24 protein-coding genes are annotated in these 25259 nt (G+C 53.3%); 7 read left to right on the top strand and 17 right to left on the bottom strand.

What is annotated here, in order from left to right; all coding sequences use genetic code 11:
* Positions 1 to 38 precede the first annotated feature (38 nt).
* Positions 39 to 1046, bottom strand: coding sequence for an ABC transporter permease (locus IMCC3135_RS15810; protein ID WP_088918508.1), 1008 nt, complete (start codon positions 1044 to 1046; stop codon positions 39 to 41).
* Positions 1043 to 2569: a sugar ABC transporter ATP-binding protein gene (locus tag IMCC3135_RS15805; protein WP_088918507.1), complete on the bottom strand. Its 1527-nt coding sequence runs from the start codon at positions 2567 to 2569 to the stop codon at positions 1043 to 1045. Before IMCC3135_RS15805 ends, IMCC3135_RS15810 begins: the two co-directional genes overlap by 4 nt.
* 234 nt (positions 2570 to 2803) lie before the next feature.
* Between IMCC3135_RS15805 and IMCC3135_RS15800 the strand changes: the two genes are divergently transcribed.
* On the top strand, positions 2804 to 3574 hold the full coding sequence (locus IMCC3135_RS15800; RefSeq protein ID WP_205738068.1) for an IclR family transcriptional regulator: 771 nt from the start codon (positions 2804 to 2806) through the stop codon (positions 3572 to 3574).
* Between the two features lie 100 nt (positions 3575 to 3674).
* On the top strand, positions 3675 to 4559 hold the full coding sequence (locus IMCC3135_RS15795) for a hypothetical protein (RefSeq protein ID WP_157736022.1): 885 nt from the start codon (positions 3675 to 3677) through the stop codon (positions 4557 to 4559).
* Positions 4560 to 4644: 85 nt separating this feature from the next.
* On the opposite strand, the gene IMCC3135_RS35500 is transcribed toward IMCC3135_RS15795, so the two are convergent.
* The 6 genes from IMCC3135_RS35500 to IMCC3135_RS34095 form a co-directional block, all read right to left on the bottom strand.
* On the bottom strand, positions 4645 to 4965 hold the full coding sequence (locus tag IMCC3135_RS35500) for a KTSC domain-containing protein (RefSeq protein ID WP_418251442.1): 321 nt from the start codon (positions 4963 to 4965) through the stop codon (positions 4645 to 4647).
* 35 nt (positions 4966 to 5000) lie between these two features.
* Positions 5001 to 5390, bottom strand: a complete 390-nt coding sequence (locus IMCC3135_RS15785; protein WP_088918504.1) for a hypothetical protein — start codon at positions 5388 to 5390, stop codon at positions 5001 to 5003.
* A 392-nt stretch (positions 5391 to 5782) separates the two neighbouring features.
* On the bottom strand, positions 5783 to 6949 hold the full coding sequence (locus IMCC3135_RS15780; protein WP_157736020.1) for a lipocalin-like domain-containing protein: 1167 nt from the start codon (positions 6947 to 6949) through the stop codon (positions 5783 to 5785).
* Positions 6950 to 6963: 14 nt separating this feature from the next.
* On the bottom strand, positions 6964 to 9543 hold the full coding sequence (locus tag IMCC3135_RS15775) for an FtsX-like permease family protein (RefSeq protein WP_088918502.1): 2580 nt from the start codon (positions 9541 to 9543) through the stop codon (positions 6964 to 6966).
* A 3-nt stretch (positions 9544 to 9546) separates the two neighbouring features.
* Positions 9547 to 10254 (bottom strand): ABC transporter ATP-binding protein, encoded by a 708-nt coding sequence (locus tag IMCC3135_RS15770; RefSeq protein WP_088918501.1) that lies wholly within the window; start codon positions 10252 to 10254, stop codon positions 9547 to 9549.
* An 84-nt stretch (positions 10255 to 10338) separates the two neighbouring features.
* Positions 10339 to 10503: a hypothetical protein gene (locus IMCC3135_RS34095; protein ID WP_157736019.1), complete on the bottom strand. Its 165-nt coding sequence runs from the start codon at positions 10501 to 10503 to the stop codon at positions 10339 to 10341.
* Between the two features lie 213 nt (positions 10504 to 10716).
* Between IMCC3135_RS34095 and IMCC3135_RS15765 the strand changes: the two genes are divergently transcribed.
* Positions 10717 to 11208, top strand: coding sequence for a hypothetical protein (locus tag IMCC3135_RS15765; RefSeq protein ID WP_157736018.1), 492 nt, complete (start codon positions 10717 to 10719; stop codon positions 11206 to 11208).
* A gap of 109 nt (positions 11209 to 11317) precedes the next feature.
* Here the strand turns inward: IMCC3135_RS15765 and IMCC3135_RS15760 are convergent, their stop codons facing one another.
* A complete protein-coding gene (locus IMCC3135_RS15760; protein WP_088918499.1) occupies positions 11318 to 12205 on the bottom strand; it encodes a MipA/OmpV family protein in 888 nt (295 codons plus the stop codon).
* Positions 12206 to 12591: 386 nt separating this feature from the next.
* Here IMCC3135_RS15760 and IMCC3135_RS15755 point away from each other — a divergent pair, with 386 nt between their 5' ends.
* A complete protein-coding gene (locus tag IMCC3135_RS15755) occupies positions 12592 to 14004 on the top strand; it encodes an aldehyde dehydrogenase family protein (RefSeq protein ID WP_088918498.1) in 1413 nt (470 codons plus the stop codon).
* A gap of 21 nt (positions 14005 to 14025) precedes the next feature.
* Here IMCC3135_RS15755 and IMCC3135_RS15750 read toward each other — a convergent pair whose 3' ends face one another.
* Entirely contained in the window at positions 14026 to 14991 is a 966-nt protein-coding gene (locus IMCC3135_RS15750) for a helix-turn-helix transcriptional regulator (RefSeq protein WP_088918497.1), read from the bottom strand.
* Positions 14992 to 15089: 98 nt separating this feature from the next.
* Between IMCC3135_RS15750 and IMCC3135_RS15745 the strand changes: the two genes are divergently transcribed.
* Positions 15090 to 15731 (top strand): glutathione S-transferase family protein, encoded by a 642-nt coding sequence (locus IMCC3135_RS15745; protein WP_088918496.1) that lies wholly within the window; start codon positions 15090 to 15092, stop codon positions 15729 to 15731.
* Between the two features lie 100 nt (positions 15732 to 15831).
* On the opposite strand, the gene IMCC3135_RS15740 is transcribed toward IMCC3135_RS15745, so the two are convergent.
* The 5 genes from IMCC3135_RS15740 to IMCC3135_RS15720 are packed head-to-tail and all read right to left on the bottom strand — an operon-like array spanning position 15832 to position 20243.
* The gene (locus IMCC3135_RS15740; RefSeq protein WP_088918495.1) at positions 15832 to 17364 is read right to left on the bottom strand and encodes a tripartite tricarboxylate transporter permease; all 1533 of its coding nucleotides are present in this window, start codon (positions 17362 to 17364) and stop codon (positions 15832 to 15834) included.
* A gap of 3 nt (positions 17365 to 17367) precedes the next feature.
* Positions 17368 to 17826 (bottom strand): tripartite tricarboxylate transporter TctB family protein, encoded by a 459-nt coding sequence (locus IMCC3135_RS15735; protein ID WP_088918494.1) that lies wholly within the window; start codon positions 17824 to 17826, stop codon positions 17368 to 17370.
* A gap of 41 nt (positions 17827 to 17867) precedes the next feature.
* Positions 17868 to 18848, bottom strand: coding sequence for a Bug family tripartite tricarboxylate transporter substrate binding protein (locus IMCC3135_RS15730; protein WP_088918493.1), 981 nt, complete (start codon positions 18846 to 18848; stop codon positions 17868 to 17870).
* Positions 18849 to 18897: 49 nt separating this feature from the next.
* Entirely contained in the window at positions 18898 to 19386 is a 489-nt protein-coding gene (locus tag IMCC3135_RS15725) for a GlcG/HbpS family heme-binding protein (protein WP_088918492.1), read from the bottom strand.
* Positions 19383 to 20243 carry a fumarylacetoacetate hydrolase family protein gene (locus IMCC3135_RS15720; RefSeq protein ID WP_088918491.1) on the bottom strand — a complete coding sequence of 287 codons (861 nt, stop codon included), beginning with the start codon at positions 20241 to 20243 and terminating at the stop codon, positions 19383 to 19385. The genes IMCC3135_RS15725 and IMCC3135_RS15720 overlap by 4 nt, the downstream gene beginning before the upstream one ends.
* A 170-nt stretch (positions 20244 to 20413) precedes the next feature.
* Between IMCC3135_RS15720 and IMCC3135_RS15715 the strand changes: the two genes are divergently transcribed.
* Positions 20414 to 21331, top strand: a complete 918-nt coding sequence (locus tag IMCC3135_RS15715; protein WP_169727469.1) for a LysR family transcriptional regulator — start codon at positions 20414 to 20416, stop codon at positions 21329 to 21331.
* Between the two features lie 3 nt (positions 21332 to 21334).
* Positions 21335 to 22228: a pseudouridine synthase gene (locus IMCC3135_RS15710; protein WP_088918489.1), complete on the top strand. Its 894-nt coding sequence runs from the start codon at positions 21335 to 21337 to the stop codon at positions 22226 to 22228.
* Positions 22229 to 22251: 23 nt separating this feature from the next.
* Here the strand turns inward: IMCC3135_RS15710 and IMCC3135_RS15705 are convergent, their stop codons facing one another.
* Entirely contained in the window at positions 22252 to 23229 is a 978-nt protein-coding gene (locus IMCC3135_RS15705; RefSeq protein WP_157736017.1) for a hypothetical protein, read from the bottom strand.
* Between the two features lie 244 nt (positions 23230 to 23473).
* Positions 23474 to 25246 carry a M14 family metallopeptidase gene (locus IMCC3135_RS15700; protein ID WP_088918487.1) on the bottom strand — a complete coding sequence of 591 codons (1773 nt, stop codon included), beginning with the start codon at positions 25244 to 25246 and terminating at the stop codon, positions 23474 to 23476.
* Positions 25247 to 25259 lie beyond the last annotated feature (13 nt).

Genomic DNA, 25259 nt, shown 5'->3' with positions numbered 1-25259 from the left:
CTTGATATGGGCTTCTCTTGAGTGATTCGGATTAACTATCAGGCCGATTTCTTACGCCGTACCATGTCGGCGTAGACAGCCAGAATAATGATTGCACCTGTCACCACCGTCTGCCATTCCTGAGCAACAGACAGAATGCGCAAGCCATTGATGAGAACCGCCATGATCAGCGCTCCAATCAGCGTACCCAGGATGGTGCCGCGACCACCTGAGAGCGAAGTCCCGCCAATGACAACAGCCGCAATCGCTTCAAGCTCGTACCCCAACCCAAGTGCTGGCTGAGCAGAGTTGAGACGCGATGCGATCAACAGACCACCAATTCCGACAATGGCACCTGCCAGGCTGTATATCGCAATCTTCCACCAGTCTGTATTGACACCAGAGAGTCGGACAGATTCCTCGTTGCTACCCAACGCAAAGCAGTAACGACCCAGTACAGTGCGACTGAGAATATAGGCGGTGGCCCCTGCAACCAGGAACAGTATCAATACACCGTTCGGAATTGGCAGTGATGGAATGAGCATGCCGATCAGAGAGCCGTTTGAGATCAGATCAAAACCGGGAGTGTCGTTAAAATAGATCGGGCGTGTTCCCGAGATGACAAGGCTGAGGCCTTTGAGTATCAGCATCATTCCCAGCGTTGCAATAAACGGTGGAATCTTCATCTTGGCCACAAAGCTACCGGAACAGAATCCGCAGAATGCACCGGCCCCAATCGCGGCAATAACACCCAGCGGCAGTGGCAAACCCAGGTTGGTAAGCACCACTCCGGCCATGACAGCAGTAAAAGTCATGAGCGTACCGACAGACAGGTCAATCCCCCCCGTGATAATCACGAGTGTCGCAGCCACGGCAAGTACGCCGTTGACAGAGGTTGCCTGCAATATCGCGATGATGTTCGAGACCTGCATGAAGTTTGGCGAGGCGAGAGTAAACCCCACCAGCAGGATAACCAGACTGGCAAAAGCCAGTAATTTCTGGTGTGCCCCACTTGCTACCAACTTGCTGAAAAGCCCCGGTCGAGCTTCTGTATTTACCGATGTCATTGCGCGGCTCTCTTGTTTGTGGATGGTTCGCGCATGGTTAGTGTCGCAAGTTTCATGATGCTTTCCTGGGTGGCATCCTGGCGATCGAGTATTCCGGTCAAGCGGCCTTCACACATGACAGCCACTCGATGGCTTATCCGCAATACTTCGGGAAGCTCGGAGGATATGACGATGATCGCGCGACCTTGCGCGGCCAGTTCAATCAACAGTTTGTAGATCTCAGCCTTTGCCCCCACATCGATTCCTCGAGTGGGCTCATCAAAAATCAGAACTTCACAATCTCTCAACAACCACTTGGCGATGACTACCTTCTGCTGATTACCACCTGATAGCAGGCGTACTTCCTGCCGATCAGAGGGGGTACGAATCCCCAGACGCTCGATATAATCCTGTGCGGTGGCCTGCATCGCAGCTTCGTCAAGAACGCCCAGAGACGATGAGAATTGCTTGAGATTGGTCATGACTATATTGGCACGTACATCCATCCCCGTGGCCAGGCCAAAATGTTTGCGATCCTCCGAAAGGTAACCAATACCCGCCGCCACGGCATCTCTCGGGCTTTTGATATCAACCTGTTTGCCGTGAATCATGAGCGTACCGCTATCACGCGGATCAGCACCAAAAATGGCGCGGGCAACCTCAGTTCGACCAGCTCCCATCAAACCTGCAAATCCCAGAATCTCCCCTTTGTGCACTTTGAAGGAAACATCCCTGATTTCGTGACCGCGCGTCAAGCCGTTCACTTCCAGAGCGACGTTGTCATGCTCAAAATCCGCCAGCTCAAGCGCGCTGTCACTCAATGAACGACCGACCATCATCTGGATGATTTCGTTAATCGGCGTGTCCGCAGCTGGCACGGTACCGACTGTTTCACCATCGCGCATGATCGTCACCCGATCAGCGATCTGCTTTAACTCGTCCATCTTGTGGCTGATGTAGATGATGCCGGCGCCTTCACTACGCAGTGTGCGAATGATCGTGAAAAGGTCAGCAATCTCGGCATCGTTCAATGCAGCGGTTGGCTCATCCATAACCAGAATGTGACTGCGATAACTCAAAGCCTTGGCGATCTCGACCATTTGCTGCTTGGCGATGGTCATCTGATGAACCGGCGTACGCGGGTCCAGATCCAGATTCATTTGTGAAAATATGTCGGCAGCCTGGCTATTCAACGCAGCTTCATCCAGCCGCCCAAAGCGACGTCGTGGTTCGCGGCCGATAAAAATGTTCTGCGCGGCAGTCAGATCGTTCATCAGACTCAGCTCCTGATGGATGATGCCCACACCAGCATCCTGCGCCGCTCCTGGCCCGTCAAACCCCACAGGTCTCCCATCAACCTCAATCGTCCCACCATCACGCGTATAGACGCCTGAGAGGATCTTCATCATGGTTGATTTACCAGCCCCGTTCTCTCCCATCAGCGCATGCACTTCTCCAGATTGCAGATCGAACCTTGCATTCTTGAGTGCATGAACGCCTGGAAAACGTTTCTCGATTCCCTCCATGCGTACCAGCTCTTTCATTCAACAATCTCCTTGTTGAAGGGCGTCATGTCAGCAACCACCCTGGCGCGGACGGAACCTTGTCCGGCAGCAGTTAAAAAGTTTGTTTTTCCCGTCATTGACTGAACATGCTTTGTGCATTTGTGTGTTCATATACAAACAGATTGTCCATATATAGTCAAACAAAAGTTAAAAACCATTGACTCTGAACCTTTCATCAATCAATATTTCGTGTGCATTTCTTATGGAAAAAACGTGACAACAGACTCAGAAGACAAGCGCTATCGTGCACCAGCCCTAGACAAAGGCCTTGATATTATTGAACTTTTAGCACTCCAGCCCAGAGGCATGACACGTGCTGAGATCGTCAGTGCACTCGGCAAGAGTCACAGCGAAATTTACCGGATGATCGAACGACTCGTTGCGCGCAACTACCTCAGTCGGTCAATCGAAGGCGACCGTTATGCGCTGACCATGAAGTTGTTCCACCTGGGCGCCTTGTACCCTCCCATGCGTCGACTGGTGGGACACGTGCAACCACTAATGGATGAATTTACGAGCCAATCCATGCAGGCGGTCCATCTGGTCGTTGCCGATATGGGTCAGGGGCTCATTGTTGCTCGCTCGTCGAGCCGCGCGGCCTGGGAGTTCCGACTCAGAATCGGTGCCTTACTCGGATTGCTGGACACCAGCTCTGGTCAGACCTTGCTTGCTTTTCAGGATGAGGAACAAGCTGCATATATGCTGCGTGCTGCACCCGAAACAGGCAGTGACATTCCGCCCGATATCGCCAAAGAGCTTGCGATCATCAGGAAAACTGGTTATCGCCTCGGTGCCAGCCGGCAGCTTGTCGGTGTCACAGATATCTCGGTACCCGTACAATCAGCCTACGGAGTAACTGTTGCGGTGCTTACCTGCCCGTTTTTGCCTCTCGTCGGCACAGCACCGGATGAGGCAGACCCCATGAAAATGGAGGACACCTTGCAACTACTACGCGAAACGGCAAAGCAGGCCTCTACTATCTAAGCCAGAGTCTGGCTCAACAGTACAAGCTATTCACCTACACATTATTTGCAATGTTGACTGTTACCCTCGATTTTCAGTTCTCAATATCATGGCCTTACCCATGCCTATAAAATTATCGCTGGCAGCGATCCTCGTCTGTACAGCGTTGTCTGGATGTTCAGACGATAATTCAGATAGCGGCAGCACTGACCCTACAGACACCACTGACGTTACTGATACCACCGACGCAACAGACACCCCCGACACTACAGAATCTGTCGTTAGCGTTGATCCCAGCCTGTTTGTCGATGGTGCCTTGGCAGAAGATATTACCACTGAGGATTGCACTCTAAGCAATGGCACGCAGACCACTTGTTACCGCATAACCATCGCCGGTAATCCCGCCGATGGTTCAGCAGTTGGTCCCTATTGTCCGCCAACAATCGATTCAACAGCAGAGGAAGGCGGCACTTGGATTAAAGACAATGAGATCTATGACGTGGATGGCGATTTCATCGTCGGTCTGTCAACCTTCTTCAATGACGATAGCTGGAAAATGTACGACGATGAAACCAGGGCTGTCACCGTTATCGACGGAGCCTATGGCTGTGAAGTAGCAGGCGACCCGGAGAACAACACCGGCACAGACAACTTTTGCCTCGAATGCAACCTTGAGTTCATCGACGGTGGCGTGGAACGCACCATGCTGATACCCGTTACCCCCGTTTTCGAAGGCGGAGCAGATGCCAACTTCGGCAATGACAATATCGGCATCGCTCTTAACGGTGTCCTGCTTGGACCACCAGCCCCACTGGAGTTGATTGTCAGCAGCCTGACACTGGGCGTGTTCGACGACTGTGGTGGTCATGCAAACCCTCATGAGGGCTATCACTACCATGCCAGCGTCCCAGGGGCAAACCAGATCATTGGTTGCTTTATGGGTGCAAAAGGCTATGACGATAACGGTGATGAAGCCGGTGGCGGCGGTGGCGGACCTCCTCAGTAGTTTGAAAAGCCAAGTATTAAAAAGAGCTGGCCAATGCCAGCTCTTTCTCAAAAAAGCCAGCCACTGGTTAAGGGGTTGTACGTTGTCAGCAAGTCTTTTTCCCCTTCACATGGCGATTATAATATCGACCCATCGAATGAGCTGATAACCATGTATTGACCATAGTGTCATTCATATCGCAGTAGCGGTACCAGATGTTATTCAATTGAACAAAAACATCATTCTGACCACTGTCAAAGCAAAGCTCTCGAATGAAACTGCTTTGCGTTATTTTTTCACACTGATACGCCTGCAAATCAACGAGCCCGACGTACTTGACGGATACCGTTCTTGCATGAGCACCAATGGAAGTCAACAGAATGCTCACAAGCAATAGTGTTGAACATAAGGTTGTTATTGAGCGCATGATTTTTCTACAGATCGAATTGCCACTATTTTCCATTACTTATGACCAGGCCATTTACGTATCAGAGCAGGAGTTTTGATTACCAACGATACTGCCAAGCAGAATAATACGCAAAAATATCCATAAGCTATTGCGATCAATGACAGGAACACAATCGACAGGATCTCTGAACCGGCACTGCTCATCAACTCATTTGGTCTTATTAACGAAAACACGAAGTAGAGTAATGAAAATACAGGCGGGGTAAGCCAGATAGCTTTTCCGATTTCAGTATTCTGACGATTTCTTGACCATATCAGCGCTGCAATAACGAATATCCCATAAGGGATCACTGCCTCCATCATGGCCAATGCAGCAAGTTGGAACAGGAAGATATTCATCGTTCCTGGTATGAACAATGCGGGCAAGAGCAGTAGAATCGGCATAAGGGATCGTGAAATAATTAAGTATCAATTTTCAGTTGGTCCTGCGCCTGTCCGGCAAGGCGTGAGAAGGGCGAATAGCTGGCTATTCAACCGCCGAACAACGCAGCAGGGCAGGATGCAGGGACGACTGAAAATGATAGTTAATTGTTTCACGATCCCTAAGCAGGATAAGCCGGAAACAGGCGAGTTGCTTCATTGCTGTTTACCTCAAAGAGTCGCGGCTCTTTACACATGCTCAGATTACTTTCCGTGCAGCGCAAATCCGTTGCTTTAACATAATTCATTCACTCCGGTTTACAAAGATTTTATCATAGACTCTCACTTGCTCTCTAATGTCGGCTCACAAAGCTTGGGGAAAACCATTGCCCCTTCAGTTGCAACAGGGATTAAGACTAAATCACCACCTCCCCCGCATAACCTGTCAATTCAAGATACCCACTGGCTACGGGCTCGCCTGTACTGACGCCATCCGAATCGACATCCTCACTTTGCCATACTTGCACTATTCCTTCCCAGTAAATGACACCCGTACTGCCTCTCGAATCCAGCTCCTGATCGTCAAACAAGGCCACGATGGTCAAATCCAGACCGCCTGCCTGCAACCTCAGTGACACCGGATATCTACCATCCGTACGTGACGACTCCCAATACCGCAGCGCTGTGAACGTCGCCTTGTGATCAGTCTCCTTTCGCACACCCGCCTCAACCGTCACATGCCGGGCTGTCGTGTACAGTGGCTCGCCGGATTTGGCCCGCATCTGAAAGGCCATCAGTGCAGAGCCATCATCAAAATTCAGACCGACCCAGTCCCAGCCAGAGGCCTGGCTATCCAATAGCTCACTGGACCATTCATGATCAAGCCAGGCCGTTCCAGTGACAGGTACGGGCGCAGCGTCGGTCTTATATTCACCTTCTATCTGCAACTGCGGTCGGCTGTAGTAATAACTGGCCTGCAGCTCGTCGGGTCCCTTTTGCGAAAACCCTTGCCGGCCTTGCAGCACCGGAGTCTCAATAGTCGATGGTGGTACTGCCGTAATATCAAACTGAAACTGTTCAGCCCGGACGCTGATCTGGTAGTGATCCGACGCTGTGCGCACAATACTCCAGCGTCGGCTGGGCAGACCAATGGCAACATCCGTATCATCGACACTGAACTGTGCAACCGCATCATCCTGACGCCAAGCCTGCTGGTCATGCAAGAGTGATCCCTTCTCAGGCAGTGCCAGGGCTGCATGGGCCAATACCAGTTGCTCCGGAGCAAAGCGACTCGGGTTCTCTCGGCCAAATGGTGTGCGTGAGCGAAAGAAGGTGATCTGCAAACCCATCGGCCCTTGCGGGCTGTCCAGCGAGGCGGTCAGATACCACCACTCGGTCCGATAGTCCGGATGCGCACCGTGATCTTGCGGGAACAACAATTCCGCCCCCGGGTACACGCTCGGATAGGCCACAGGTTCGCTGGCAGCATCTCCCCAGCGGCTCATTCCCGGCACGGCGGCAAGTCCCAGTATCTTTGAGGATGTTCTCAAAAACACCCGGCGCGAATTCATTCGATTTGTCATCAGCTTCACCGTGATTACCAGTCTGTGCGAACCGCTTCAATGGGACCGCGCCCTGCCGCTTTTCGGGCAGCGATCGTGGCGGTAAACGCACCCAGCACCACCAATATCATGGCCGCACCTGACAACTGATCAAGCGGCCAATGCGTCTGCATGGTCCAGTTGAATGATTGCGGGTTCACACGCTGGATCAATACCTGAGAAATAGCCGCGCCCAGCAAAGCACCCCAAAGTACACCCAATGAGATACAGAAAAGTGACTCATAGACGAACAGTGCCGATATCTGTCTGCGCGTAACACCCAGATGCCGCAGCATGCCGAACTCTCGAGTGCGTGACAGAGCTTCGCCCGAGTAGGTAGTCGCCACGCCAAACAAGCTCACTAACAGAGCGACGGCCTCCAGCACGTAGGTCACCGCGAAGCTACGATCAAAAATGTGTAACGACAAGGCCCGGATATCCTCGGCACTACGAATCTGTAGCTCGGACAAGGTGCCCAGCTGTGTTCTGATCGCACTCACCACCTGCGAGGCGTTCACCCCGTCATCCAACCAGATTGATGCGCCACTGACGCTCTCATCACCGCTCAATTGCACATAGTCTTCACGACTGATGGCGATAGCGCCACTCTGGCTGGCGTAGTCACGCCAGATGCCCCCTACCTGAAAACAAGTCTCACCCACAGAATTTGATGACAATGGCAACGATACATGATCACCTACACCCCACTGATACAAAACTGAGGCCGGCTCACTAACGTAGATCAGAGTGCATTCCGGGTCTTTATCAGCAAGTGCTAATACGGTGCCGGTAATCGGTAAATCAGCATCCGGATTACTCGTATTGATCGTTCGGGCAACCAGCTCCACCGAGGGTCTCTCCGGGTCAATAACCAGATCCAGATTGCGGGCGAACTGTATTTTTGAAATCCCCTCAATGGCCGACAAGGAATCACGGTCCGTGGCACTGAACGCCGCATTTGCCCCGGTGGTCGGTACACGCACATACAAGGAGGCAGGCAGCACACCCTCCAGCCATTCATCTACCGAGACACGAAAGCTGAACACCATCATTGCCATGGCGCACACCAGAGCAAAGCTTGCCACCACACCTGCCAATGCCGGAAACGCACGCTGATGAGCACTATTCAAACGCATGACAGCCATCATCAACATGGGCCGCCTTTGCGTCAGACGCCACTGTGACAAAGCCTTCGCCACCACACCCAGCAATGGCGAGACAACCAGCACACCGGCAAACAACCAGCAGGCAATCGCCAGATAGGCTGCAATAGGCAGGCCATTGATCGCAGGCAGAAACAACAGTCCCGTCCCCACAACGAACAGGCTCAAACTGATCCACAGCGGTGAAAGTCGAGCGCTCAGTATCAATGATTGCCCGCCTTTGAGTGCCTGCGCTGGCGATAGATGGCGTAGCTTGAGCGCTGGTGATAATCCTCCGGCCACAGCGGCAATGACACCCAACATGAAAAACAGAGTCAATGAGCTCACAGGTAGTGACAGCGAGGGCCTGGAGGCAGCAAAGAAGCCACCACCCAGATCACCGCCAACAAGCCCCAATAACGCCCAGGCCAACGCAATACCCAAGCCGATGCCCAGAAGGGCTCCCAGCACACCCAGCACCACAGACAAGATCAGCACCAGGCGCAAACGAAAGGCTGACGTTGCCCCCATCACCGAGACCAGTGACAGAGTGGGTATCAGTCGCGTCACCGCCAGATCCAGCGTCGCAAACACAATGAACCCGCCTGTCAGCAGTGCCACCAATGCCAGCACGTTCAGGTTCACCCGATAGGCGCGAGACAGATTCGACATACGCTGCTTGCCGCTATCGGGACGATCCAGACGCACATTGGCAGTAGCAAGCAGTGGGTCCTCCTGCACTCGCGCAAGCCAGGCCTGCGGATCCACCCCCTCTGCCAGACGCAGATCAATGCGCGACAATTTCCCCAGCCAGCCTAGACGCCACTGCGCTGCACCGATATCCATGATGGCAATCGATGTCTGATCATCCACACCCGGAACATCGCCACTGACAATGAGCTGAACAACCTGACCGTTTACCAGTACTGGCAAACTCTCCCCGACCTTGCGTTGAAATTCACGCTGCGCCGCGGCTGACAGAAATATTGCCTCGTCACTGAACACAGCACTGCCTGCCCCACCTTCGAGTGACTCATCAGCCCGAGGCAACAAGGAGGGGGCAACCTTGGCCGCCCTGAAAATATCCAGAGCGATTAACGGTATGCTCTCAGGCAAGTTCTCAGCGCCCTGCGCCTGCGACAACGGCAGGTTCATTGAAATGATGGGACTGGCAGCCACCACATCCGGATCCTGCTCAACCACCGATAGAATCTCGTCGTCGATCGAATCCAGTGCCCCTGTCAGCTGATACTGGGCATCACCATTGATGAGGCTGATAGCGTCATCGAACTCACTCAATGCAGAGGCATTGACCAGGTTGATACCCAGCCCCAGCGAGACGCCCATGGCAATGGCGAAGACGGCGGCCAATAATGGGCCAGGCTGTTGGCGCCAGCACGAAATTGCCAGCCATCGAATCAGCGGAACATTCATCAGCTATGAACTTCCCGCCTTATCAATCGACAGTCGACCATCAGCCAGTCGCAATCGACGATCGCAGATGCTCGCTGCATGATCCGAGTGGGTCACAAGAATGAGTGCACAGCGCGATTCATCGACCACTGATTTCATCAGGCTCAATGCCCGTTCGGCAGATTCAGGGTCCAGGTTCCCCGTGGGCTCATCGGCCAGCAGCAGTGCCGGACGATGCACCAAAGAGCGGGCAAGCGCGACTCGCTGTTGCTCACCACCGGATAAGGTGGAGGGTCGTTTTGCCGCCAGGTTCGCAAGACCCAGGCGATCCAGAAACGACAAGGCTTCTGGCAAGGCGGCCTCCGGTTTTGTACCCATCAGCAATAATGGCAATGCCACGTTTTGCTCGACAGACAGGTGCGGCAGCAGATGAAACGCCTGAAAGACAAAGCCGATTTGTGTGCGACGCAATTCAGCACTTGCATCCGGATCAACCTCTCCCGATGCCAGCTTGTAGCCGGCCACTTGCAGCTCCCCCTCATCAAAGGGCTCAAGCCCGGCAATCAGGTTCAGCAAGGTGGACTTGCCCGCACCCGACTCTCCCAGCAATGCCACTGATTCACCCGGCATGATGTCAATGGCGCTGTGCCGGACGAGCCAGCGTTCACCAAAGCACTTGCCCAGATCGCGACCACTGACCACAGGCTGCGAATTTGAAACAGGATCATTCATAGATAGAACGCGCTCACACAGATTGGGCAAAAACAAAATGAATCGGAACAGTATTGTCGCTTACGCAATCAAGCGCAATGAAGTTCACACCTCCATCAAGCGTCCAATGCCGCCCCCGGTGAAGACTTCCTCGAACAGGTTCTGAGAGTCGCCCCACAACTCCTTCCAGCCTGCCACTGAAAACCTGTGCAGGTTCTCGCTTTGAGTATAGGAGCCGATGAGCCCGGGTATCAGGCAAACTTTATTCATTACAACGACTTACAAGCGATTACAGTATCATGTCATTTTCATGACACCGACAATAAAACCATAACATATTGTTTTAATTACTTTTTCCACCTCATCCCCACTCAGTTGCTAATCACTTAGCTCCCCAGTAAAGTTCGCGGCATGTTGTTGACACAGCTCAACAGCATCTCTTTAGAGCTGGCGCAGATCAGCGAAGAACTCGGGATTAGAACAATGAAAACGCAGATTTTCAAAATCGTTACAGTCGTACTTCTGGCCTTTGGATCGTTGACAGGCAGCGCCTCCGCCAAAGCCGATAACGGCTTCTTTGTATTGAGCACACTGGCTCTACATTTCGAAAACTTCGACGAGCGCAACGCCTTCACTCCAGGCGTCGGTTGGGAGTACTCACCCAGCCGCAAACTCGGTTGGAACGTAGGCACCTTGTCCGACAGCTTTGGCTACCAGTCCTACTACGGCGGCATCAATTACGCCACACGCGCTGTTCTCTACAATCGAGTACGCCTGCTGGTAGGCCTGAACGTGGTGCACAAGCAGTTCAAGAAGAACGGCGACCCAGAAACCAAAGTGCTGCCCTTCCCGGCTCTTGAAGTCAAAATGAGCAAATTCGCTGTACTGAACATCAGTGGCTCACCTGCCATTGACTACGGTGATCAGAAGAACAACGCCGTCCTGTTCTTCCAGTACAAGCTGCAGATTCGCTAGAACTCACCCTTACCCAAGAATTTAGTCCCTAAAGTATTACCCCTTTTCGGCTGGTCACTTTGATCAGCCGTTTTTTTTGTCATCCCTTGTACTTGCCCGCTACCGGTACTTACTCGCTACCGGCATCCAGGGATTTGAACACCTGCCATGAGAAACCGACGCCTGCCGTCCAGCCGTTTGTGGCATCAGCCAATGGGCTATCCTCATTTTGTGCTCCCGAGATTGATTCGCCCCTCCAGAACGTCACCAGGCGCAAATCAGGCCGCACCCGATAGCCAAGTGTCAGATTGATACGCGAAGAAATCAGCCCTGATGACGCCTCATAGGCCGCTCGATCATCATTGGCAAATTTATCATCAACACTGTAGAAATGCTCGCTGAGTCTGCGCGTTCCCAAAAGCACACCCGCCGTGGCCAGAAAATCGAGCTTGCCAGCCAGGTTCGAGCGATACACGACTCGCGGTTCAAATGAGATGCCACGGTAACGCAGATGGGTGAAATCCCAGACTGTGCGAACCGGCAGCTGCAAAGACCAATTGTGTTTACTAGTCGACGGTAGTGAGTCAATGCGACCTAACCGGACTATCAGCATCGGCCCAACCTCGGCAAGAAAACCCAAGTCAGGCATTCCTTCGCGAACTGAAATATCGGCAGTGTCGGTCCCGAAGGCTGCGGCCACACCCAGGTTTATTTCGTAGCGTGGATTCCTGATCGTACGCACACTAAAACCTTCCCGCTCAGCCCGAACAACTGGCCCCCGGTAGATTCCGTAAGGTAACAACAACAGGTTGTCAGTTTGTACACTAGAGCCTGGATAGGCTAGCTGCTTGATTACCAGCCCGGCCAGACCCGCCTCCCAAAGGGGTCTGCTCTGCGATGCCTCATCCAGGGGCTCGTTCTTCGGCGCCTCTTCTGCCAAGACAGTGTGAGATTGAATTCCAAACGCTATCGCTAATGCAAAGAGCACTGCAAGCTTTGAGCGGGCAAATGTAGTCATCGAGTATCGAGAGAGTCGTTACGATAGAAACCCCGAAGATCTATTGGAGGGTGCTGACAAGAAGCTGGATCTGATGGCAAGAAGCGGCCTCCATTCGGCTATTCTTCTTCGCCTGTTCAATGAGGCGAGCCATTACCACCACTTCATCAGCCTTCCGCTAGTCCTTCGCGAAGAAACCGAACCTGAACGGTCCGTACATGCGCTTTAGTTGGAAAACGTCATCCGACCTCTGCGCTCGCTGGCGTATCGTGACACAGCTTGAACTTTTTATCTCCCATAAGGAGTACCAGAAGCCACAGCTAGAACGGACCAAAAAAGTTCAGCGATTGTTTGACGTGTACTATTTGCCAGTCAGACCAGACAACTCGAACAGGCAATACGACTCAATGACTGAACCGGCCTCATCCATCCCAGAGCCTATCGCCGCAGCCTTTGCTCACCAGAGGGCAGGCATCGTTGCTCGCCGGCAGGACTTCGGACTGGCCGAACGTCGTGATGCACTGGTCAGGCTGGCCGCCGCCATCAAAGAGAACGAACAGGCTCTTGTCACCGCATTGGCCAAGGATTTTGGCAAGCCCGAGGCCGAGGTGATTCTTACCGAACTCATGCCGGTGCTGCAGGAAATCCGCCATACCTTACGCCATCTGCGTCGCTGGATGCGCCCGCAACGAATTGCACCCACAGTCGCCGTTCTTGGCACCTCGGCACGTATTCGGTCTGAAGCCCGCGGGGTCTGCCTGATCATCGCCCCCTGGAACTATCCGTTCAGTCTGGCTCTCGGGCCTCTGGTGAGCGCACTTGCAGCAGGCAACAGTGTCATCATCAAACCTTCAGAGATGACACCGGCCACATCAGCGTTGCTTACACGATTGATTGAGCAGACTTTCTCACCGACTCTTGTCACGGCCATCGAAGGCGGTGTGGAGACATCCCAGGCTCTGTTAGCCCTGCCGTTTGATCATATCTTCTTTACCGGCAGTCCTGCCGTCGGCAAGATCGTCATGGCAGCAGCCGCAAAACACCTCACATCGGTCACACTGGAACTCGGCGGGAAATCGCCCACCATTGTCGGACCGGATGCAGATCTGAACCGTGCAGCGGCATGGATCGCTTTCGGCAAGTTCGCCAACGCAGGCCAGACTTGCATTGCACCTGATCACATTTTTGTTCACCACTCAGTCAAGCAGGCTTTTCTGAGCGCGCTACGCGACAAGATTGCCAACGCCTACGGTGACGGCCACAACAGTGCGCACCTGGCAGGCATCGTCAACGAGCAGCACGCCAGGCGCCTGTCACGACTGCTAGGCGATGCGGTTACCAAGGGTGCCAAAGTGATCCTGGGGGGTGAAGCTGAGGGCAATCGCATGGCACCGACGCTGATCGAAGCCATCACCCCGGAAATGGACATCGACAAGGAGGAGATCTTTGGGCCGATTCTGCCCATCATGGTCTACAGTGATATTGAGGAGGTCATCAACCGGATCAATGCACGACCCAAACCGCTAGCGCTGTATGTATTCGACAAGCGGCGCGCTGAGCTCGATCGTATCGTCGCCGCCACCAGTTCAGGCAGTGTGGGTGTCAATTTGACGGTGATCCAATACAGCCACACCGGCCTGCCATTTGGCGGCGTGAACAGCTCTGGCATAGGCGCATCACACGGGCATCACGGGTTTCGGGCTTTCAGTCACGAGCGCGCCATCCTGGTGAATAGATTCTCAGCTCTACCGCTGATTTTCCCGCCTTATACGGACAGGATAAAAAGCCTGATCGGGTTCATCAAACGGGCTCTGGGGTAAGCCTATTTGCCAGAAAAGCAGTCACTTCGCATACCGTGTGACAAGCTCTTGAACCGTCGTACGCATAGCCTTGCGCAGACTCTCTGGTGACAATACTTCCAGTTCATTGCCAAGTCGCAAAAACTCACTGACAGCCAAGTGAGTTGAGCCAACTGGCATGGTTATTTCCTGCCAGCCATCTGCATCGAGCTCCCCGACCAAAGTCAGCTTGCGCCGCGCATAGCTGCTGCAAAGCTCTGGCAGTATCTGCAAGCCCAGTGGCGAGACTCGTACGTGAGCGATTTCGGCGTGCATATCAGCATCCAGGCGCTCGGTGTTCTCTTCCCAGTACTTGGCAAGATCGAAATCTGCCAATGCCGAGAAGCTGCCATCAGGCACCTCCAATGACAATATCCGTGAGATCTTGTAAGTACGTGGGTTCTTGTCTGATTGGGCAACCAGATACCAGGCACCCCCTTTGAGAACAATGCCTAGCGGCGCAAGATCGATGGTTTGCTCCCTGCGCCAACTACGATAACGTATACGCAACCGTTGCTTGTGCCAAACAGCTTCAAAGGTTGCCTGCAGGAAAACGGGCTGTTCAGTTTCGTTGAACCAGCCCGGCGCATCCAGATGAAAGCGTTTACGCAGCTGACTCATGTCGTTGCGCATGGCTTGCGGCAAAGCGGCGGCAAATTTTCTCTCGGCACTGAGTATAGCCGCATCCAGCCCCAGCCCCGTCGCCGTATCCCCCAGCCCACTCAGAAACAGCGCGCTCGCCTCCACGCTACTCATGCCGTTGAGTTGAACTTTATAACCGTTGAGCAAGCGATAACCACCTTGCGAACCACGCTCTGCATAGACCGGTATTCCGGAGCTCGTCAGCGCATCTATATCGCGATAGATAGTGCGCAAGGAGACGTTATTTTCCGCAGCCAGGCCCGAAGCAGTCGCCCGTCCACACGCCTGTAGCGTCGTCAGAATGTTGATCAAACGGTCAGCACGCATGGTAATTCCGGTATCGGTTTCATACCTGACACTAGGTGTCAGGTATAGGCCCGTACATTGTACCTGTGTCAGCCCACCTACCTTTCATGGAATTGCTTATGAACGCACCACATATCACGCTCTACTATGCCCCGCAAACTCGTGCTACCGGGACCCGCATTCTTCTGGAAGAACTGGGAGCACCTTACGATCTTCATGTGCTGGACATTCATGCCGATCATTTTGCCGATACCGATTTTCGCAAAATCAATCCACTTCGCAAAGTACCCACTCTGAAGTCCGACAACACCATCATCACAGAGCAGGTCGCGATCGCACTATTTCTGGGTGATCGCTTTCCCGATGCTGGATTAGCGCCAGCTTTTGATGACCCGGATCGTGGCACCTACCTACGCTGGATGGTCTATTACGCGGCCTGCTTCGAACCGGCTTTGATCGACAAATCAACCGGGCATGACCCAGGCCCGGCAAGTAGTTCTGTTTATGGAACTCTGGAAGAAATGCTGAGCACTCTGGAGCAGGCAATGACACCGGGACCCTTTATTCTGGGTGATCGCATGACGGTGGCGGATATACTTTGGGGTGTTGCCTTGCATTGGACGATGATGTTCGATCTCGTCCCGGAAAACCCTGTCTTTCGTGATTTTGCGCAACGTATCATGTCCCGTCCCCTGGCCATGAAAGTTCAGGCTATGGATGAAACGCTGGCCGCTGAGCAGGCCGCAGCACGCGGGCAATAAATCAACCAATGGGGGAATGATGAACACCAATCCCTCTTAATCAGTCCGTGGCACTCGATGCATACAAAGAACGCATCGAGCGCCACGTGATCACCAGGACCTACGCTGCTTTCGGGTCCTGTTGCACTTCGGCGTTCTTGCGACCTGCCTTCACATAAGACCAAACCGACCAGGCCAGTAAAAATGCCGCAACACCCAGTGCCGTCGCACTGATGGGGCGTTCCAGAAAAACACCAGCATCACCTTTGGACAGCAGCAAGGTTCTTCGGAAGTATTCTTCAAAAGGACCTCCCAGAATGTAGCCCAAGAGCAGGGGCACTGGCTCCAGACGCAATTGCATCATGGTGACGCCGATAGCGCCGAATGCAATCAGGCTCCAGATATCAAACACGTTATTGTGGGTGCTGAATACACCAATACAGGTAAACAGGAGAATGCCCGGAAACATGATCGGATAAGGGATCTGTAACAGACGTACCCATAAACCGATAAGCGGGATATTCAGTACGACCAGAATGATGTTACCAATCCAGAAGCTGACAATAAGTCCCCAGAACAGCTCCGGATGACCCGTGACCACTTCGGGACCAGGTTGAATGCCTTGTATGATGAGTGCGGCAAGCATCAGGGCCATGATGGCATCGCCAGGAATACCGAGTGTGAGTGTCGGAACGAATGCGGTACCGACACCCGCGTTGTTACAAGCCTCGGGACCGGCGAGCCCTTCTATCGCCCCTTTGCCGAACTCCTCCGGGTGCTTCGAGATTCGTTTCTCCATCGCATAAGACAAAAAGGTTGCCATGCCGCCGCTGGTACCCGGAAGAGCACCAAAGAAAGCGCCCAGTCCAGACCCCCTGAGCATGGGGCCAATGGAGCGTCTCCAGTCCTCACGAGTCGGTAGTTGATCACGCATGCTGAACTTCTGAGCGACATTGGCGACTGCATTCTGACCGGCGTTCTTGACCACTTCGGCGATAGCAAACAGACCCATTGCAATGGGAATGAGTCCGAGGCCGTCTTCCAGTTCCAGAACATCAAAAGTGAAGCGAAGTGAACCGCTGCTCACATCGGTACCGACAATACTCAGTATCAGTCCCAACACCATCATGGCGACACCTTTCACCGGTGAACCCTGCCCGACAGTGGAGGCGGCAACCAGGCCCAGCAACATCAATGCACAATACTCTGCCGGTCCAAACGCCAGCGCTGCATCGGCCAGAATAGGTGCAAACAACATCAGTAAAACGATGCCGACGGTCGAACCCCAGAATGAGGCAATGCACTTCATGAACAAGGCAACACCACCACGACCTTGCTTGGCCATGGGATAACCATCCAGTACATCAACGGCAGCTGCCGGATGCCCCGGCACACCCAGTAGTATCGAGCAGGTACCCCCTCCGTAGTCGGCGCCAAAGTAGACGCCAGCCAGCATGATGAGAGCGCCACTGGCAGGCAGGTGGTAGGTAATTGGTAATAGCAGTGAGATGGCGATCAGCGAGCCCAGGCCCGGCAAGACACCGACCAGACAGCCCAGAGTCACCCCGACAAAGCAGTACCACAGGTTGCTGATGGTGACCGCCTCATGCAGGCCAATCGACATGTTTCCGACAAATGTGTTTAGCAGTTCCATGACTTATCCCGGAAAATCAAATGCTGGCAGAGTCATCTGCAAAGCAACCGTAAAAATAAGCCAGGCAACGAACGACAAACCAATGGCCAGTAGTACAGATCGACGAAGTGGCGGCCTGCGTTCTGCAAACACGGCAACAGCCGTTAGCCCTATCGTTGCGGGAACGAGTCCGAATGGCTCGATGAGAAAGCTGAATACCAGCAGTCCACAGAAAACGGCTATCAGCGGACGCACCGCCAGCGCAGGCGGTGCAACGCTGACTATCACGCCGCGTAGCGAAAACAGCAGAATCACGACCCCGAGCCCAGCCAGTAGCCAACCCAGTATCATCGGAAAATAGCCAGGCCCCATGCGGGCCATGGTGCCGATATTCAGATTGCTCATGGCATGAATAGCCACGAACAAGCCGACGGCCATGATCAGTAATCCTGAAATGAAATCTCTATTGTCAACACGCGTCATGAAGCCGTCCTGTAGTTGTTAGGCTAAAAGCTCGTCAGATCCTAACGACGAATCGTCGGGCCCAGAGAGTCGATTACCGGCTTCCATTTGGCCGCTTCAGCTTTGACAAAGCGAGAAGCTGCCTCGTCTCCGATATGCAGATCGGCAAACATGTTCTGCGCAATCAGTTTTTCAGCGGTTTCTGCATCATTCATCGCAGCCTGAGAAGCTTCAGCCAATCGCGCCTTGATCTCTGGTGGCGTATTGCGAGGCACAGCGACAACGTTCCAGAGCAAGGCTTCAAAAGGAGTATCCAGTCCGGCTGACTCGGCGATAGTGGGTATTTCCGGAGCCAGATCCAGGCGTTTTGCACTGGCAACGCCGAGCAGTTTCAGTCGACCGCCCTTGTGCAGAGGAAGCAGACCGCCGAGGGTGCCAACCGCCATTTCGATACTACCGCCCATCAGATCCTGCATGGCCGGGGCACTACCTTTGTAAGGAACATGACCGACACTGGCGCCGCTCAGTTGCAGGAAATTCTCGGTAGCAACGTGCAGCAGGGTTCCTGCTCCGGGTGAGCCGTAGTACATGGTATCGGGAGCCGCTTTGGAGGCATCAACAAATTCGCGCAGCGTATCAGGCATATCATTGTTGACCGCTAGTGCAACAGGTGCGCCTCCGAGTACGGCGATGTATTCAAAATCCGTAGCAGCGTCGTAACGAGGTTTATTCTGAATCAGGTTATACAGACCATGCGTTGAGGCCGTACCAAACAGAATATTGTATCCATCGGGCTTGCTTCGCATGACATCCATCGAACCGATAGAACCTGAAGCACCATCCTTGTTTTCAACGATAACGCTCTGGCCAAGCTGCTTTCCAAGCGACTCTGCATAGAGGCGCGCAAAGCTGTCAGTTGGTCCACCGGGTGAAAAAGGCACGATCAGATGGATAGGATCAGATGGGTAGCTTTGTGCCCAGGATGGCATTGAGGACGCCAGTGTTGCGGCGCCTGCTGCGATCAGAAATTCTCTTCGTTGCATGGTATCTCCTTGTATTGTGGTACTTGGTGTTTTTGGTGTTCTTGTTCAATCAGAGCTTGCTGTCGTTCCACTCGGGGTTGGGAGCGTCAGGCTCACATCCAAGTTCGATTTTCTGGATAGCCTTGATGGCGCAGTACTCGTCCTTGTCGGAGGTGTCACCGCTGATACCGACGGCACCGATAACCATGCCTTCTGCGTCAAGAATCAAGACACCGCCGGGTACCGGTATGAACTGGCCTTGTGCGGCTGCGGCCAATGCACTTTGAAAGGCTGGTCGGGCTGCAAGGCGATCACGAATCTGACGCGTTGACATACCCATGCCAAGAGCGGCTGCCGCTTTTCCACGGGCAATATCAAAACGCAGCGTCCCGCAACCGTCTTCACGTTTGAAAGCAATCAGATTGCAGCCACTGTCAAGAACGGCGACAGCCAGAGGCAACAGCTGGTTCTCTTTTCTGATATGGATAGCCGCATCAACGATGGCGGAAGCATCATTCAGCGACAGACTGGTCCTGACTGGGTGTAGTAGCTCACTCATGCGCAAACCTCGTTGATCAATGTGCCAATACCTTCGATCTCGACTTCTATCGTGTCCCCGGCTTTCATCCAGACAGATGGTGTGCGGGCATATCCGACACCACCAGGGGTCCCCATCAGAATCACATCACCCGGTTCAAGGGTCATTGCCTCTGACAGCAGTGCAATGGTACGAGCCACACCAAAGGCCATATTGGCCGTATCAGCGTCTTGCATGACGGTTCCGTTCAGACGTGACTGAATACGCAGGCCGACACACCCTTCCGGCAACTCATCGGTGGTCACCAGGCAAGGACCAAAGCCACCGGTGTTGTCAAAGTTCTTGCCAACAGTCCACTGAGCCGTCTTGCGCTGATAATCGCGCAGAGTGGCATCATTGAAACAGGCATAGCCAAAAACACAATTCAGCGCCTCTGACTCAGAAACGAACCGTGCACGGCTTCCGATAACGACCGCTAGTTCGGCTTCATAATCCAGCTTGTCGGAAATTTTAGGGACTTGCAAAGGCGCCTTGTGAGCCAATAGAGAGCTGCTGCAGCGTAGAAACACGGCAGGATAATCGCCAATCGTGTTTCCACCCTCATTCGCATGATCGATGTAGTTCACACCCAGGCAGATCACTTTGCCAGGCTTGGGGACACAGGGCAGTAACGAAAGCTGATCCACAGCCACTGTCGGGCTGTTGGCAGCCTGCGAAGCCAGATCGGCGAGCAAGGTTTCGCGATTGTCCGTGGAATCAAAGAGTTCCTGGAGACTGGCAGGTGCATTGGCTCCCAGGTTTTGTTGCTCGACAACCGACTCACCAACCAAAATTCCCCACGAGGGTCCTGTTGGTGTGTTGTAGCTGACAAATCTCATTTGATATACCTGGTCGATGCGAATTCAAAAACGATCTATTTCACCTTGCAAATCAACGATGTTCTGTGAGCCTTCGCTCACTTGTAGTCAGATGCAGGTGTATGAAGAGAGTACTGCAGCCAATCATGTATATGAAATACTCATTTCATAAGTTAAGATATCAATCTGATATGGAAATAGATCCTAAACATCTAGCGACTCTGCACGTCATATTCGAACGTGGGGGTCTGACTGCGGCTGCCGCCATTCTGGGAACCTCGCAGCCCGCTCTGTCACGCCTTGTCGGTGACCTGGAAATACGTCTGGGCGCACCCATATTCGATCGCTCCACTCGCCCCTGGCGCATGACCGCTCTGGGCGAGATGCTGGCGGCTCAAGGCAGTGCAGTACAAGTCGCCATATCACGAGCCACTCATGCTATCGAACAATTCAAGGGTGGCACTGATGGCTTGCTCAAGATTGGTTGTACGCCGTACGTCAGCGATGCGGTCGTCACTCCCATGATTGCCAGATTCCAGCACACAGCCCCAGATGTACGTATCGAGCTATCGCATGCTTATACCGCACAACTACTTCGACGCTTGAAACGTCGCGAGGTGGATCTGGTCATAGCCCCGGTGGACACCATGGACATTGCCCAGGGTCTGACCAGCCAACGCCTGATTGCCGCAAAGAATCTCATCGCCTGTCGCAAAGAGCATCCTTTGACTCGTCGTCGCAAGCTACAGCCCATGGCCCTGCTCGATTATCGATGGATAGCACCACCTGCCGACAGCCCTCTGGCAGCCGATATGCGCAATGTCATGAATCGCCTGGATGCGCATGATATCCAGGTAGCCTTTTCGGGCGGCTCCCTATCCAGTGTCATGCATATACTGGAGCAATCAGATTATCTGGTGCTACTGCCCGAGCATGTCCTGAATCAGCTGGCAGACCGATACGACATCACCACTCTGGCCCTGAATCTGTCAACGCCGACACGCTCGGTCACCATGCTTACCAATGAAGACGATGCCCGCTCCTACCTGCTGGAAAAGTTCATCGGCTTTCTGGAAGTTGAATTTTCAGCGCTGGCGCTCGACGAATAGTTGATGGCAATTTCCGAGTACCCCTCAAAGCTGAGTTTGCCGCAGACAAACCCCGGTGTTGCCACGGTGCTGGAATACCTGATAATCAAATTCCCCTATATTGATGCTGATATCTGGCATCAACGGATCAACGATGGCAAGGTACATCGCGATGACGGCTCCCTGATAACAGCGCAATCACCATTCCAGCCACAACAACGCATTCACTACTACAGGGAAGTGGAAAGCGAGCCCAGCATCCCCTTCAAGGAAATCATTCTATTTCAGGATCAGGATATCCTGGTGGCCTATAAACCGCACTTTCTGGCAGTCATTCCCGGCGGTATCTACGTGAACGAATGCCTGCAAAATCGGCTGCGACGAAGCACAGGCATTGATGACTTACAAGCCTTGCATCGCCTGGATAGAGTGACAGCCGGTCTGGTCATTTTCTCTGTCAATCCGGATACGCGTCACCATTACCATGAACTATTCAAAACACGAAATATACATAAAACCTACCAGGCTGTTGCAAAAGTCAAAGACACGGAAAACCTGGTAGGTCAGCAGTGGGAGATAAAAAACCGCCTTGTACAGTCAAAACCACGCTTTTGCATGCGTGTCACCGAGGGCGAGGCCAATAGCCACTCTGTGATTCGATGCTTGCAACAAACAGATGACAAGGCCTTGTTTGAATTAAACCCGGTGACAGGTAGAACCCACCAATTGCGCGTTCATATGCACACTCTGGGTTGGCCCCTACTTAACGACAAATACTATCCACAATTACAACCTCTATCAGCAGACAACTACTCACAACCCTTGCAGTTGCTGTCAAAGGCTCTTCAATTTATTGACCCGGTGAGCCAGCAAGCAAGAAGCTTTGAGTATGCTGAGAGCCTGTCACTGTCACTGTGAGTGATCAGTCAATCAGCATTGCCTTACAACGAACTATAAGGGCTCAGGTTTGAGCCGACAACCAGCGTATCGCCTTCTACTGTCAGCGCGTAGACTTCACGCTGCATAGTGCGAACGATTGTGGTGTGGTTGCCAATCAGATTTTCCGCCGCCCAGTCGGGCACAACAAACTCACCGTCATCGATTGCCGTACACAAAACGCCGTTAGACGAGCCGTCGAGTGAGCTTGCTATGATAGACAACATGACGATGGACGAAGGGTCAGACCCAGCTTCCCATCGAAACTCACTTGAGTGAATCCCTTCAGGAGAGTCTCCCAACACAACCAGCAGGTCTACGTTCGGAATCACGATATCGGCCACAGCCGGAAACTCCCCACCGGGGATATTGGCGATGAGACCGTCCGGCACTGGCAGAGGCAAGGAGTCCAACTCCACATTTGCATACGTGGTTCCGACTGAATTCGGATTCACCAATAACTCTGCGTAAGAGCCTTGCGGACTCTGAATCGTCAACACCTCACCGCCATCCACCAGATCCGATGGCAGGCTATCAGTGGCGCCTTCCAAACGCCCCTCTACAGCGACATAGTCCACGTAGCGCGTGCACTGATCTTCATCCAAAGCACGCGCTTCACGATATTCTGTGAGCGAAAAAGGTTCGTTAAGTCTGGTCAGCACTGCCGATGCACGGGCGTTCGGAGATGCCCCCCTCAAAGGTGCACCGTCGAACAAACTATTGGCCGGCGTCGTTTGTACAAGAGCGATATACCCCACGTACGTGAGCAAGGCCCCGGAACCGGCATCGGTGGTATTACCCGGCGGTACATTATCACCACCACTGGTATCAGGAATATTGGGTGAACCGACCGTTGGCAGATCGTCAGAGGGCACCACGGCAGTGGAAGGTGAATCCGACGAGCTGCCGCAACCAGCGAGAAAGATAAACGCGGTGCAGATGACAGGTAAAAAAGCTGGAACTCTGGGGCAACAATGGCTCATAGCTAGTCTCCTTCGTAGTTCTGATTGCCAATAGCCAGCGCATGTCTGCTTTATCAGGCCGAATCGAATGCTAGCGCAAGGCTTCTGTCTCGTAAGCCTGCAGGGACTGGCCAAATGTCCAGCTATGGCTATAGACGCTGTAATAATACGGGTGCTGCCTATGTTACTCGGCTCAGAACAAGCTACCAGCGCACTTGTTCAAACGTTACAAACTAGTCTCAGAGGCCAATCATTTGGCGTCCCATCAAGCCCATCCCGCATCGTCTATTGGCGGTATGACCTGAGAAGCGAGTAATTCAGCTACCGCCATGATCACACGATATTGAGCCTCGTGAGCGATCCGAAAGTCTTCACCGTAGATGCTTTCATCGGGTGCTTCCGTGATCAATGAGATTGAATACGGTTCGCGAGGCCGTTGTGTCAACGTATAGGGAATACAGTCTCGATAGAGCTCAAAATCCAGTGAGCCGACCACACTTTCATAACTTCGCAGCATACGGCGATTGACCGCCATCATTTCCGGAAACTCGTACAGCGCCTCTAGTGCTGCATCCAGCACCTGGGTGGCAAGTGTCAGCTGGCTCTCATCCGCGTAATCGCAGATCAGGAAAAAGCCTTTGGGGATGGTCCAGCGTGAGAATCCTTGCGGAACATAACCCGACAATGGCCGCGTCCATTCATGAGCCGGATAGCCGTGCAGGTTGACATGCACACGAGCGGGTAGCAGGTCGTAGGCATTGTGCCGAATAGCTGATTCGAACATCCCTTCCCCGTGCGTCAGATCATTACCACCGGCGCTATAGCGCGCCGCGTGATGCATATGATTGGCATTCTCCAGACATAAGCTATGGTACAGAGCATAGCCGTCGACATTCTCCACAGGGCACACCGTGAAGGCGAGCTTGCCGGTCTGCTGCAAATCCAGTGCAGCCCGCAAGGCACCAATCACACCGGAACTTTCATTGGCGTGTTGTGCACCCGATATTGCAAGCATGGCCTGCTCAGGCAATACACCATTACGAACAATGCGCCCTTCAACAACACGACCTTGTCTCGACATTGCCAAGATAGGCTGCCCATCAATCTGATTCAGGCACGATTTGACCTGCGAGGGATACAGCCAGTGTGTTGCCTGTGACAGCACCGGGCAACCCGCCTGATCCCGATCCACTGCTAGCCGGGCCTGATTGGCGCGGATCGACAGCGAGACCGTTTCACCCCTGGAGATTCTGGGCACCACTTGTCCCGGTTTCAGCTCGCGTGACATGGGCGGCAAGCCTAGTCTTTGCTGAAATATTTCAATCGCTGTAAAATAGATCTCTTCATGCAGAGCTTCTGCCAACGATATTGCCTCGTTACCCACCGGCATTGGCTCATCCTGGAACGGTGCTGTCACGCAAACATCCAGTTGATCGAAAAACGGCCCACCAGGCTCCGAGGGATGCATTGGTGTCATTGGCATGACTTGCAGATAAGCACAAATATCGTCATAGAGCTGCTCATAATCAGTAACCATCGGTACCGACTGCCCGTCACTGGACTGCATCCACCCGGATGCCACCAGCAACTGACGACCTGCCGGATGAGCCTTCCATCTGACAGGCACCGCAATGCTCAGCTCGAACTGTTCAGTCTCAGTACGAATGCTCAACTGATAGGCGGGCAGACTATCACCACAGTGATCAACTGCCAGAAACTGGATGTCGATATGGCTGAACAGATCCTGCAGCGGATAACACTCCAGTCGAAAGCGCAGCGGCTCATCGTGTTCGACAACCGGGTAACGGATCGTTACAGCGATGGCATCAACAAATAGATCCTGCTCCAGTACGCTGTGGAGCAAACACTTGTAAGCCGAGTGAATGCGCAGAGTGCGCCCCGTCTCTGCCAATGATCGTTCAACAGCAAGACGCGCTGGCCTGGGCTCGAACAGCCAAACATCGGCGATAGTCGACGGGAGACTCTTCAGGCTATCCAGAGTTCGTGAATAGTGCTTATCAAAAGGTTCGATGGGCATGAGTCAACATTCT

This window comes from Granulosicoccus antarcticus IMCC3135 (assembly GCF_002215215.1).
Taxonomy (GTDB): domain Bacteria; phylum Pseudomonadota; class Gammaproteobacteria; order Granulosicoccales; family Granulosicoccaceae; genus Granulosicoccus; species Granulosicoccus antarcticus.
This window is presented reverse-complemented; position numbering and strand designations above follow the sequence as displayed.